Below are 12,938 nucleotides of genomic sequence, written 5' to 3' on the forward strand. Positions count from 1 at the left end.
CTCCTTCGCTTAGTGCGCGTTTTTGGCGCGCGCCACAACCTGATCAACGTTGTCCGGCATCGCTTCGTAAGGCGTCTCTTGCGCCGTCGGGTGATCCGCTTTCAGCGCCGCCAGCGCGGTCTTCAGCGAGTAGAACGCCAGTACCACTACCACAACCATAAAGAAGAGCGTTAACCCGGCATCGAGACGGTTGTTAAACACCAGCTGCGCCAGCTGTGACTGGGTATACTGCGCCGGAATATTGCCGCTGTCGATCATCGCCTGGAACTTATTGGCAATCGCCAGGAAGCCCACTTTGTTGTCCGGGCTGAAGGTCTTCTGCCAGCCAGCGGTCAGCGTGCAGATCAGCAGCCAGGCCGTTGGCACTAACGCCACCCACGCATAGCGCTGGCGCTTCATCTTAAACAGCACCACCGCGCAGAGCATCAGCGCCATGCCTGCCAGCATCTGGTTGGCGATGCCAAACAGCGGCCATAACGTATTGATACCGCCCAGCGGATCGACCACTCCCTGATGCAGGAAGTAGCCCCACGCCAGCACGCAAAGCGCGGTAGCAAGCAGGTTAGCGGGCAACGATTCGGTGCGTTTCAGCGTCGGGGAGATGACCCCCAGCAGATCCTGCAACATAAAGCGCGCCGCGCGGGTTCCGGCATCCACCGCCGTCAGAATAAACAGCGCCTCAAACAGAATCGCAAAGTGATACCAGAAGGAGACATCCATCAGGCCGCCGAGCGCGCCGTGCAGAATATAGGCCATGCCGACCGCCAGCGTCGGTGCCCCGCCCGCCCGCGAGATGATCGACTGCTCACCCACTTCATCGGCAATCTGCCGCAGCGCATCCGGCGTAATGGTAAAGCCCCAGTTGCTCACCACTTGCGCCGCAGACGCGACCACATCGGTGGTGCCCGCCGGGGCCAGCACCGCCATTGGACTGTTCATCGCAAAGTAGACGCCCGGATCGATAATGCACGCCGAGACCAGCGCCATGATCGCCACAAACGACTCCATCAACATGCCGCCGTAGCCGATAAAGCAGGCCTGCCCTTCGCTGGCGAGCATCTTCGGTGTAGTGCCGGAGGAAATCAGCGCATGGAAGCCAGAGACCGCGCCGCAGGCGATGGTGATAAAGAGGAACGGGAAGAGATTACCGGTCCACACCGGGCCGGTGCCATCGACAAACTTGGTCAGCGCGGGCATTGTCAGCGTCGGGCGCATAATCAGAATGCCAATCGCCAGGCCAATAATGGTACCGATTTTCAGGAAGGTAGAGAGGTAATCGCGCGGGGCCAGCAGCAGCCACACCGGCAGTACCGAGGCGACAAAACCGTAGCCGACCAGCATCCAGGTGAGCTGCACGCCGGTAAAATCAAACCACGGTGCCCAGGTCGGGCTTTCGGCGACCCAGCCGCCGGAGATAATGGCGAACACCAGCAGCACCAGGCCAATCACCGACACTTCGCCAATGCGCCCCGGGCGCAGGTAGCGAATATAGATGCCCATAAACACCGCCAGCGGAATGGTGAACGCCACGGTATAGGTGCCCCACGGGCTGTGGGTCAGCGCTTTGACGACAATCATCGCCAGCACCGCGAGGATAATCACCATGATCATAAAGGTCGCCACCAGTGCGATCACGCCGACGGTCGGCCCCATCTCTGCCTTCACCATCTCGCCAAGGGAGCGCCCATCGCGGCGGGTGGAGATAAAGAGCACCATAAAATCCTGCACCGCACCGGCTAACACTACGCCTGCGAGGATCCAGATCATGCCGGGCAGATAACCCATCTGCGCCGCCAGCACCGGGCCTACTAGCGGGCCTGCGCCTGCAATCGCTGCAAAATGGTGACCGAACAGCACTTTTTTGTCTGTCGGCACATAGTCGAGGCCGTCGTTGTAGCGCACCGCCGGGGTCATGCGCGTCGGGTCAACCTGCAGCACATTTTTGGCGATATAGAGACCATAAAAACGGTAAGCAATGAGGTAAATACAGACGGCTGCGACCACGATCCAGAGTGCGTTGATCGGTTCGCCGCGATTCAGAGCGATATAGCCGAGGGCAAACGCGCCAACAAGCGAGAGCGCGCCCCAAACAAGGTATTTCCCTGGGTTGTTCATAGCGGTTATCCGTTTGAGAGACAGAGAGATGTTACATTTTGTTTCTATATCAACTCAAAGAACTTAACAACTTTGAAACACAGGAAAGGCGGCCTGCCGCACGGCATTTGGTTGATTGTGTTAACGGGATCGCAAGAATGCCCTCCTGAGCCGGAGGGCGAAGGGTTAGCCAAGCACTGCGGTGCTGAGACGACAGGTTGCGCAGCGCCGCCCCTGCTCATCAAACACCACGATCTCCCAGCTCTGATTCTGGCGGCCAAGATGCAGCGGCTGGCAAACGCCGCGCACTTTGCCATGCGCCACCGCGCGGTGATGGGTGGCGTTCAGCTCGGTGCCGACCACGCACTGCCCGTCGCTGGTCATCATAAAACCAGCCATAGACCCCAGCGTCTCCGCCAGCGCCGCCGACGCGCCGCCGTGCAGCAGGCCAAACGGCTGATGCGTACGACTATCGACCGGCATCTCCGCTTCGAGAAAATCATCCCCGATGCGGGTGTAGGTAATCGCCAGATGTCCGATCAGGGTGTTATCGCTGGTGGCGTTCAGCGCCTCCAGCGTTAAGTGACGTTTCCAGATCATCATGCCCCCAGCGTCGAGCCGCCATCCACCACAATATCCTGTAGCGTGATGTGGCTGGCGAGATCGGAGGCGAGGAACAAAATGGTGTTCGCCACCTCCTGCGGACGGGCGATTTTCCCCAGCGGAATACCGAGCTTAAACTGCTCGCCAAAGCCGCGAATGCGCTGCTGCTCCGCATCGTCGCTCACCCACAGCGTGCGCTGCATATCGGTATCCGTCGAACCGGGCGAGACGATATTACAGCGTACGTGGCTGGCGGCCAGCTCAAGACCGACGGTCAGGGCGAGGCTTTTCAGCGCCGCTTTCGACGCGCCATAAGCGCTCATGCCGATACGCGGCGTATGCGCGGCGTCAGAGCAGACGGTGACAATCGCCCCGCGCTGCTGGCGGCGAAAGTGCGCCATCGTCTGGCGAAAGAGGTTAAAGGCACCGCCGACGTTAACAGTGAACGTCTGCTGCCACTCTTTGTCAGAAAGCGTATCCGTTGCGCCCATATGCAAAATGCCTGCGGCATTGACCAGCACATCCAGCGGCGCGTTGTTTGAAAGCAGGCGCTCGCAGACGGCGGCGACCTGCGCGGCGTCGGCGACATCCAGCGTTTCGCAGGCAAACGGGTAAGTGTCGCCGTTAAAGGCGAGATCGAAGCCGGTCACCTGCGCGCCCGCCTCGACGAAGGCGAGCGCAGTGGCATAGCCGATCCCCTTCCCTGCCCCGCTCACCCAGACGCTGCGCCCGCTGAAATCGAGGCTCGCCATCACTGCACCCCGCGCGCGAGCAGCGCCCACCAGGCATCGATGGTTGGTTTTTTCGCCAGCATGACAAAGTCGATATCGCCATGCACTTTGCGCCAGCGGGCGGCAAGCGCCATCATGCGCACCGAGTCGAGGCCGTAATCAATCAGGTTTTCGTCATCCAGCGGCTCGTCAGACTCATCCAGCAGCGGCAGGATGATTTCGCGCAGCGCCGCTTTACTTGCCGGCAGCGGCAGCAACTCTTGCGTCAGCACTACACGGCCGGAACGCCCGGCGACATAGTTGAGCGACATTAAGTGCTCTTCGCGGCTGAAATCCGCCAGCGCGTCGGCCACCATAAACGGCTTGATATCGCGCATAAAGGCGTCGGTGGCGGTGGTCATACAGCCGATATGCGAGTAGACACCGGTGATCAGCAACTGATTGCGGCCGGTCTCTTTCAGCATCTGCTCCAGCGGCGAGCGGTGAAATGCGCTGTAGCGCCACTTCACCAGCACGGTGTCGGCTTCGTCCGGTGCCAGTTCGCTGACGATCTGCTGCTGCTCCGGCGAGCGGGTCAGGCCCGGCCCCCACATGTCGTTCAGCAGCGCGCGATCTTCATCGCTCTGCTCTTTCGGCTGCGCGGTGTAGTAGACCGGAATATTGTGCTGCTTGCAGAAGTCACGCAGCGCGGCGATGTTCGCCACCACTTGCTGCATCATCGGACAGTTATCGCCCCAGAAATTAACAAAATAGTCCTGCATATCATGGATCAACAGCGCTGCACGGGCAGGCTCAAACGACCAGTTCACTTTGTTGTCCGGGATATCAGCCGCTGCGGGCAGCGCGTAGCCCTGTAGTTTTGGGATTGCCATCTTCTCTCCTTTACGCCGGGGTGCGTTGTGCTAACCACTGGCGTAACTGTTTCTTGTCAACTTTTCCTACCGGTGTCAGCGGCAGCGCTTCAAGGCACTCGACGCGATCCGGCAGCTTAAATTCCGCCACACCCTGCTCGCGCAAAAAGCGGCGGATCGCCACCGCGCGCAGCGGGGTTTTCACCACCAGGTACGCGCAGCTCTTCTCGCCGAGCAGGCTGTCCTCCATGCTGACGAGCGCAGCGTGGATCACCGCGTCGTGGCGCAGCAGCAGGTTTTCGATCTCCTCGGCGGCAATCTTCTCGCCGCCGCGGTTGATCTGATCTTTTTCCCGTCCCTGCACGGTGATGTAGCCCTGCTCATCAATGGCGATGAGATCGCCCGAGCAGTAGAAGCCCTCAGCATCAAAAGCGCTGGCGTTGTGTTGCGGGCTGTTGAAGTAGCCGCGGAACGTATACGGGCCGCGCGTCATCAGGCGTCCGGTCTGGCCTGCGGGCAGCGGATTGCCGTTCTCATCGGCGACCCACACTTCATCATCCGGCGACATCGGCCGCCCCTGGGTGTTGATGATGCGCTCCAGCGGATCGTCGAGACGGGTGTAGTTCACCAGCCCTTCGGCCATGCCGAACACCTGCTGGAGCTGACAGCCAATCTCCGCCGGAATACGCGCGGCAAGCGTCGCTGAGAGCCGCGCGCCGCCCACCTGAAGCAATTTCAACGACGCCAGCTGGGCATTGCTGCCCCACTCGGCTATCGCCTGCAACCAGAGGCTGACCGCCGGGGGCACCAGCGCGGTGACGTTAATCTGATGTTTTTCAATCAGCGGGAAACAGAGCGTGGCGCTCGGGTCGCTCGCCAACACCACACAGCCACCGGCAAGAAAGACACCGAGCGCGCCGGGCGAGCTTAGCGGGTAGTTGTGCGCCGCCGGTAAGGCGCAGAGGTAGCGGGTTTGCGCCGTGAAATGGCAAATCTCATTACTGCGCACAATGCTGTAGAGGTAGTCATTGTGCGTGCGCGGGATCAGCTTCGGCGTGCCGGTGCTGCCGCCGGAGAGCTGGAAGAAGGCCACCTCATCTGCCGGAGTTGGCGAAGCGGTAAAGTTATCTGCCGGGCGGGCAATCGCCTGCTCCAGCGACTCGCCGCGCAGCAAAATAGCGCGCAGCGACGGCTGATCGTTTTTCAACGCGCTGAGGAAAGCGTCATCGGCAAACAGCCCGTGGGCGCGATCGGCAATCAGCAGCGCGGGTTTGATCTGCGCCGCATAAGCATTAAGTTCGCTGCGTTGATGGCTGAAGAGCGCATTCACCGGCGCGACGCCGATCTTCAGCAGGGCGAAAAAGGTGATGTAAAACTCGGCGACGTTGCCCAGTTGCACCAGCGCGGTATCGCCTTGCGCAATGCCCATCGACTGTAACGCGCAGGCGAGGTTGTCCGAGGCGGCATGCAGCTGGCGGTAGCTCAACTCACGATCGCCGTCGATCACCGCAACGGCTTCGCTGGCAGCGTGGCGGGTCAAAATATCGCTCAGCGGCAGATCCTGCCAGTAGCCCTTTTCACGGTAACGACGGGCAAACTCTTGCGGCCAGCGGCTAAAAGGAATGGTCACTGTGGCTCCTTAATGCAAACCGAAGGCGTTCAGCATGGTGGTGAGTTTGACGCCGGTTTCGCGCCACTCAGCCAGCGGCGACGAAGCGGGGACAATCCCGGCTCCGGCAAACAGGCGGACGTTGTTGTCGCGGATGCGCGCGCAGCGGATGGTAACCACCCACTCGCCATTTCCTTCGGCATCGCACCAGCCGACAATGCCGCCGAAGAGTTCGCGGTTAAACGGCTCAAGCTCGGCGATGATTTTCTTCGCAATCTGGTGCGGGAAGCCGCTCAGCGCGGGCGTCGGATGGAGCAGACAGGCGAGCGTCAGGGCGTTTTCACCCTCTTTTGCCGTGCCCTCAATCGGCGTTGCCAGATGCCATAGCGTTGGCGTGTTCACCAGTTGCGGCGATGAAGGCAGCGTCAACATACGGCTGCGCGGTTGCAGCACTTTTTTCATCGCCTGGGTCACCAGCTCGTGTTCATGGCGATCTTTTTCTGAGGCCAGCAGTTTGTTGCCCGCTTCGCGATCGAGCATGTCATCGGGCTGACGGCGCGCCGAACCGGCCAGCGGCAGAGAGCTGAAGTGATCGCCCTCTTTACGCAGCAGCAGCTCGGGGCTGGCGCCCAGCAGCGCGCCGCCATCGGGCAGCGGAACGTGGAAGTTGAAACTGGCGGGGTTCTGCGCAATTAAGCGCTCAAGCAGCACGCCGCTGTCGACCGGGCGGTCAGTTGCGATCTCAATCAGGCGTGAGAGCACCACTTTGTCCACTTCCGGCGTTGCGGTGCGCGCGGAGGCATTCGCCACCATCTCCATAAACAGATCCTGCTCGGGCACCGCTGTCTGCGCTTTCACATTCGGCATCGCGCCGCTGTTGAAGTAGCGCGCGGCGCGCTGTTTTTCCGGGCGGGAGAAGCTCTGCCAGTGTTGAGGGATAAAGAGCGCCGAAGGCTGCGTGGTATCAAACGGGATAGCGCCGACCATAATTGGCCGCGCGATGCCCTGCGCTTTGGCATCGGCAAACGCCTGCGCCAGTTTTTGCTGGAAGGCGCTGTCTGACGCATCGCCCCCCGCTGCCGGCTCTGAGAAACGCGCAACACACCCCGACGTGGTGAAACTGCGGTATGGCGACATAAAGAAAAATTGATCGGCGGCCAGTGTCGTTGCAGACAGCTGGATCTCTTCAGCCAATGACGTATCCATATCATCCTCCGGCAATGATAAATGTATTAAGAATGATTATCATTTTTGTTTGGTGCAGTAAGATAAAAAGTTATTGCCGGTGATGTCAACAGCAGAATCTCCTCTCACACTGCCACAACTTGCATCCATGACGCGCAACGATGAAAATGAGAAGCATTAACTTCAACAGAAACAGGACTCACGTTGTGAATTTTCTTAGCTGGTGTCGTAAACACGCTCTTTTAGTGGGCGTTTTCGTTTTAGGACTTAACTCAGCCTGCGCCGCCGACTGGCCGCGCCAGGTGACCGACAGCCGCGGCGTGCATCAGCTTGCCAGCGCGCCGCAGCGCATTGTTTCCACGAGCGTTACCCTCACCGGCTCGCTGCTGGCGATTGATGCGCCCGTGGTCGCCAGCGGCGCAACGACGCCAAATAACCGTTTTGCTGACGATCAGGGCTTTTTGCGCCAGTGGGGCGACATTGCCAAACAGCGCAACGTCGCGCGTCTCTACATCGGCGAAGCGAATGCCGAAGCGGTTGCCGCGCAGATGCCGGATCTGATTTTGATCAGCGCTACCGGCGGCGACTCGGCGCTGGCGCTCTACGACCAGCTTTCTACGATCGCGCCGACGCTAATCATCAATTACGACGATAAGAGCTGGCAGGCGCTGCTTACCCAGCTTGGCGAGATCACCGGCCACGAGAAGCAGGCCGCCGCGCGCATTACTGAATTCAACCAGCAACTTGCAGCAGCAAAAGCGCACATGAAACTGCCGCCGCAGCCGGTCAGCGCGCTGGTTTATACGCCCGCCGCGCACAGCGCGAATCTCTGGACCCGCGACTCTGCGCAGGGCCAGTTAATGCAGCAACTCGGTTTTACCCTCGCGCCGCTGCCGGCGGGCATTCAGGCGAGCCAGAGCCAGGGTAAGCGCCATGACATCGTGCAACTCGGCGGTGAAAACCTGGCTGCCGGGCTGAATGGCGAAGCGCTGTTCCTCTTCGCCGGCGATCAAAAAGAGGCCGATGCCCTGAGCGCTAATCCGCTGCTGGCGCACCTTCCCGCAGTACACAATAAGCGGGTTTATGCGCTAGGTGCCGAGACCTTCCGGCTTGATTACTACAGCGCAACCCGCGTGTTGCAGCGCTTGTCTGCGCTGTTTGGCTGAGGGTTTGCCGCAGGCCTGATTGCCGGATGGCGCTGACGCTTATCCGGCCTACAAAAATCCTCGGCATTGCCGGATGGCGCTGACGCTTATCCGGCCTACAAAAATCCTCACCATTGCCGGATGGCGCTGACGCTTATCCGGCTTACAAAACCTCGGTATTGCCGGATGGCGCTGACGCTTATCCGGCCTACAAAAACCTCAGTATTGCCGGATAAGGGCCGTGACTTATCCGGCCTGTGAAGGCATCCCGTTTGCAGTCAAGGGGTGATCAGATCGCCGTAACGCTGAATCACCGGTGACATTAACGCCACCGGTGCGTTTTATGCGCCGGACTGAACCTGTCGGAAACGGCGCAGCTCGCCGAGTATAAGAACCAGTACTAAGCCAACAATCGCTAACGCCAGCCCGCTGAAGCTCGCCGAGGCAGCGGGCGTCAGCATCGATCCCATTGCGCCCAACAGCGCCGCGCCGATGGCGTCGCCGGTGACGTTTTGCGCCGTCCACAAGCCGTTAATGCGCCCCAGCATCGCTTCCGGGGTCTGGGTTTGCAGCAGGGTGTATTGCAGCAGCGAACTCACCGCCGTCAGCCAGCCACAGAGCGCGAGAAAGAGCACGCCGAGCGGCCAGACGGGCATCAGGCTAAAGAGCGCAATGGCGATAAACGCGCCGACGCTGGTCAGCAACATGATGATGCCGGGCCGCTCGCTGTGCGCCAGCCTGCCGCTGGTCAATGCGCCGATGGCCGCACCGAACGGCAGAGCGGCGTACAGCACGCCAATCTCCGCCGCCGACATCTGCCAGCTCATCGCCAGTGCCGGGTAGAGCACGCGCACGGCGCTGGCCATCGTCAGCAGGCCGCCGAGCAGCGCAATGCCGCCAACTAACGGGTTACGCAACAGAAAGTGCAGCGCTGTGGCGAGGGATTTAAGCGGGTGTTCGCGCGGTTGCGGTGGCGGCGGGAGGGAGGGCAGCGTCAGCAGCGGCAACAGGGTGATAAAGGTGCCCGCCGCCGCCAGACCGTAGTTCCACGCCACGCCGCCGGAGGCCAGCAGCAGGCCGCCGACCATCGGTGAAATCACCGAACCGATGCGCACGGTGAGCATGGTGATCGCCCCCGCCTGCATCAGGTTTTCCCGCCCGACCAGCGCAGGCGTTGCCGCCAACAAAGCAGTCACGCCGAGCGCGCCGAAAAAGCCATCCCACACGCCAAGCAGATAGATCGCCGAGAGCGATGGCGCGGGTAACAGTGCATTGAGAAAAAGGCCGATAAAGCCGATACCGCAGGTGGATCGCGCAAGCAAAATCAGCTTTTTACGTTCAAAGCGATCCGCCAGCACGCCGCCGAGCATCAGGCCAACAAACATCGCGCCGCCGGTCAGCGTGACCGCGAGCCCGACCTGCCAGCTGGAGTGGGTCATCGCCTGGATCTGCACCGGCACTGCCACGCCCAGTAAGCCCAGCGATAAGATTGAGATAAAACGCGCGAGGAAAACGGCGCGATAAGCCGGATGTGTACGCAGCAGGCTGAGATTCAGCAGCCAGGAGTGTTGCTTCATTACAAGACCTTGTATTCCATACTTTCTGTGTCCAATCTCAGGCTGCGCATGGTAACATAACAAAACAGGATCGATAACGATAATTACTATCATTATCAAAATTGGGATTTTTATGCCGTTTTCTGCTTCCCCGGCGCGCGTATTGGTTCTCGTCGGGCTATTGATACTGCTTATATTTGCTGCGGCACTGAGCCTGTTTATTGGCGCAAAACCGATGCCTGCCGCGATCATCTCCGACGCCCTTTTTGGCGCTTGCCACAGCGCAGATTGCACCATCATTCGCGATGCGCGCCTGCCGCGCACGCTGGCAGGCTTACTCGCCGGCGGCGCGCTTGGCCTTGCCGGTGCGCTGATGCAAACCCTGACGCGCAACCCGCTGGCCGACCCGGGCCTTTTAGGCGTCAATGCGGGTGCCAGTTTCGCCATTGTGCTCGGCGCTGCGCTGCTGGGCGCGACCACGCCAACGGAGCAGCTGCTGCTCGCCTTTTGCGGCGCATTTGCCGCCTCGCTGCTGGTGGCGTTTACCGGCAGCCAGGGCGGTGGCCAGCTTAGCCCGGTGCGCTTAACACTCGCGGGCGTGGCGCTCACCGCCGTGCTCGATGGTCTCTCCAGCGGCATCTCCCTGCTCAATGCTGATGTCTACGATCAGCTGCGTTTCTGGCAGGCCGGTTCCCTTGATATCCGCACGCTGGCAACCCTGCGCGTGGTGCTGATCCCGGTGCTGCTGGCTGCGGGCGTGGCATTACTGCTTAGCCGTGCGCTTAACAGCCTGAGCCTCGGCAGTGATACAGCGACGGCGCTCGGCAGCAAAGTGGCACGCACCCAGCTGCTGGGTCTGCTGGCGATAACCGTGCTCTGCGGCAGCGCCACGGCGGTCGTCGGGCCCATTGCCTTTATCGGTCTGATGATGCCCCACCTGGCGCGCGGGCTGGTCGGGGCCGATCACCGCTGGTCGCTCCCTGTCACGCTGATTGCCACCCCTGCTCTGCTGCTGTTTGCCGATATCATTGGCCGCGTGATTGTGCCCGGCGAGCTGCGCGTTTCGGTAGTGAGCGCCTTTATTGGCGCGCCGATGCTGATCCTGCTGGTGCGCCGCGCGCGCGGAGGCGGCTTATGATCGCCCCCTCACGCCGTTTAGTGGCCAGTTGCCTGCTGATGGTTGTCGCCGCCCTGCTGCTCGCAGCCTGGGGGTTGCGCAGCGGTACGGTGATGCTCACCTCCACGCAGGTTTTCGACGCGCTAAGTGGTGCTGCGCCGCGCGCGATGCAGCTGGTGGTGATGGAGTGGCGTTTGCCGCGAGTGTTAATGGCGCTGGTGGTTGGCGCCGCGCTTGGCGTCAGCGGCGCGATTTTCCAGTCCCTGATGCGTAACCCGCTCGGCAGCCCGGATGTCATGGGCTTTAACACTGGTGCCTGGAGCGGCGTGCTGGTGGCGATGGTGATGTTTGGTCAGCATCTGACGGCGATTGCGCTGGCGGCGATGGCGGGCGGCATCCTTACGTCGCTGGTGGTGTGGCTGCTGGCCTGGCGCAACGGTATTGAAACCTTCCGCCTGATTATCGTCGGCATTGGCGTACGCGCGATGCTGGTGGCCTTTAACACCTGGCTGCTGCTGAAAGCGTCGCTTGAAACGGCGCTCTCCGCCGGACTGTGGAACGCCGGATCGCTCAATGGCCTGACGTGGGCAAAAACGCTGCCGTCGGTGCCGATTATGCTGGCGATGTTTTTTTTCGCCGCCCTGCTGGCACGGCGCATGCGCCTGCTGGAGATGGGCGACGACAGCGCCTGTGCGTTAGGCGTCAACGTTGAGCGCTCGCGTTTGCTGCTGATGCTGGTAGCGGTGGCGCTGACCGCAGCCGCCACGGCGCTTGCCGGGCCGATCTCCTTTATCGCGCTGGTGGCGCCGCATATTGCCCGCCGCCTGAGCGGCACGGCGCGCTGGGGGTTAACCCAGTCGGCGCTCTGCGGCGCGCTGCTGCTGCTGCTGGCGGATATGATCGCCCAGCGCGGCTTTACGCCTTATCAGCTACCGGTTGGCGTGGTCACCGTCAGCCTCGGCGGTATTTACCTTATCGCCTTGTTAATTCAGGAGTCCCGCAAGAAATGAGCGCCTTATTTCCCCGTCTGCGCGGCGAAGCGTTAACCCTGGGCTACGGCAAAAAAGTGATTGCCGAGCAGCTGAGCGTCGCCATTCCGGATGGCCATTTCACCGCCATCATCGGCCCGAATGGCTGCGGGAAGTCGACCCTTTTACGCACCCTCAGCCGCCTGATGACGCCGAGCGAAGGGCACGTTTACCTTGATGGCGAGCAGATCCAGCGCTTTGCCAGCAAAGAGGTGGCGCGGCGCATTGGTCTGCTGGCGCAAAACGCTACCACGCCTGGCGATATTACGGTGCAGGAGCTGGTGGCGCGCGGGCGTTACCCGCATCAGCCGCTCTTTACCCGCTGGCGCAAAGAGGATGACGAAGCGGTGAAGCGAGCGATGAAAGCCACCGGCGTGGAGAGCCTGGCGCAGCAGAGCGTCGATACGCTCTCCGGCGGCCAGCGCCAGCGGGCGTGGATCGCCATGGTGCTGGCGCAGGAGACGGCGATTATGCTGCTTGATGAGCCGACTACCTGGCTTGATATCAGTTATCAAATCGATCTGCTGGAGCTGCTCAGCGAACTGAACCGCGAGCAGGGGTATACGCTGGCGGCGGTGCTGCATGATCTGAATCAGGCATGCCGTTACGCCACCCATTTGATTGCCCTGCGCGACGGGAAGATTGTGGCGCAGGGCGCACCGAAAGAGATTGTCACCGCCGGGTTGATCGAGGAGGTGTACGGGCTGCGCTGCATGATCATTGACGATCCGGTGGCGCATACACCATTGGTAGTGCCGCTGGGGCGCAGCGGTTGAACGTTGTTGGCAAATCCCATTGCCGGATAAACGTTTATGCGCCATCCGACATGATCCCCCCAGAAAACAGAGCCACTGAAACCGCGTAGGCCGGATAAGGCAAAGCCGCCATCCGGCAATGGGATTTTCATGTGGTATTGGTGGAATGATTCCGTTCACCAGGCGCTGGGGAGTTTCATTAATCTTTCATGCGGTGAACGGGATAAGGGAAGCGGCCGCGCTCCCCTTATCAATCCCCGCGGC

General features: G+C 61.0%; 11 protein-coding genes. 4 read left to right on the top strand and 7 right to left on the bottom strand.

The features are described 5' to 3' along the window. Nucleotides 1-9: 9 nt before the first annotated feature. From cstA to entC, 6 genes are all read right to left on the bottom strand, one after another. The gene (cstA, locus tag N7V53_RS04495) at nucleotides 10-2,115 is read right to left on the bottom strand and encodes a pyruvate/proton symporter CstA (RefSeq protein WP_139965465.1); all 2,106 of its coding nucleotides are present in this window, start codon (nucleotides 2,113-2,115) and stop codon (nucleotides 10-12) included. Between the two features lie 165 nt (nucleotides 2,116-2,280). Further along, nucleotides 2,281-2,694, bottom strand: a complete 414-nt coding sequence (entH, locus tag N7V53_RS04500) for a proofreading thioesterase EntH (RefSeq protein ID WP_279792726.1) — start codon at nucleotides 2,692-2,694, stop codon at nucleotides 2,281-2,283. Beyond that, complete coding sequence (gene entA / locus N7V53_RS04505) at nucleotides 2,694-3,449, bottom strand: 2,3-dihydro-2,3-dihydroxybenzoate dehydrogenase EntA (protein ID WP_279792345.1); 756 nt, start codon at nucleotides 3,447-3,449, stop codon at nucleotides 2,694-2,696. The genes entH and entA overlap by 1 nt, the downstream gene beginning before the upstream one ends. After that, the gene (locus tag N7V53_RS04510) at nucleotides 3,449-4,300 is read right to left on the bottom strand and encodes an isochorismatase (protein WP_279792347.1); all 852 of its coding nucleotides are present in this window, start codon (nucleotides 4,298-4,300) and stop codon (nucleotides 3,449-3,451) included. The genes entA and N7V53_RS04510 overlap by 1 nt, the downstream gene beginning before the upstream one ends. Before the next feature lie 10 nt (nucleotides 4,301-4,310). After that, nucleotides 4,311-5,909: a (2,3-dihydroxybenzoyl)adenylate synthase EntE gene (entE, locus tag N7V53_RS04515; RefSeq protein WP_279792348.1), complete on the bottom strand. Its 1,599-nt coding sequence runs from the start codon at nucleotides 5,907-5,909 to the stop codon at nucleotides 4,311-4,313. A gap of 9 nt (nucleotides 5,910-5,918) precedes the next feature. Continuing rightward, nucleotides 5,919-7,094, bottom strand: coding sequence for an isochorismate synthase EntC (gene entC / locus N7V53_RS04520; RefSeq protein WP_279792349.1), 1,176 nt, complete (start codon nucleotides 7,092-7,094; stop codon nucleotides 5,919-5,921). Between the two features lie 185 nt (nucleotides 7,095-7,279). Between entC and fepB the strand changes: the two genes are divergently transcribed. Next, nucleotides 7,280-8,239, top strand: a complete 960-nt coding sequence (fepB, locus tag N7V53_RS04525; protein WP_279792350.1) for a Fe2+-enterobactin ABC transporter substrate-binding protein — start codon at nucleotides 7,280-7,282, stop codon at nucleotides 8,237-8,239. 320 nt (nucleotides 8,240-8,559) lie between these two features. Here the strand turns inward: fepB and entS are convergent, their stop codons facing one another. After that, complete coding sequence (gene entS, locus N7V53_RS04530; RefSeq protein WP_279792351.1) at nucleotides 8,560-9,795, bottom strand: enterobactin transporter EntS; 1,236 nt, start codon at nucleotides 9,793-9,795, stop codon at nucleotides 8,560-8,562. A 112-nt stretch (nucleotides 9,796-9,907) separates the two neighbouring features. Here entS and fepD point away from each other — a divergent pair, with 112 nt between their 5' ends. Genes fepD through fepC form a run of 3 tightly spaced genes read left to right on the top strand, consistent with a single transcriptional unit; the run spans nucleotide 9,908 to nucleotide 12,695 of the window. Further along, entirely contained in the window at nucleotides 9,908-10,912 is a 1,005-nt protein-coding gene (gene fepD / locus N7V53_RS04535; protein ID WP_279792352.1) for a Fe(3+)-siderophore ABC transporter permease, read from the top strand. After that, a complete protein-coding gene (fepG, locus tag N7V53_RS04540) occupies nucleotides 10,909-11,901 on the top strand; it encodes an iron-enterobactin ABC transporter permease (RefSeq protein ID WP_279792353.1) in 993 nt (330 codons plus the stop codon). The genes fepD and fepG overlap by 4 nt, the downstream gene beginning before the upstream one ends. After that, entirely contained in the window at nucleotides 11,898-12,695 is a 798-nt protein-coding gene (fepC, locus tag N7V53_RS04545) for an iron-enterobactin ABC transporter ATP-binding protein (RefSeq protein WP_279792354.1), read from the top strand. Before fepG ends, fepC begins: the two co-directional genes overlap by 4 nt. The last annotated feature ends 243 nt before the right edge of the window (nucleotides 12,696-12,938 follow it).

The sequence above is a fragment of the Kosakonia sp. HypNH10 genome (assembly GCF_029850615.1).
Taxonomy (GTDB): Bacteria; Pseudomonadota; Gammaproteobacteria; order Enterobacterales; family Enterobacteriaceae; genus Kosakonia; species Kosakonia cowanii.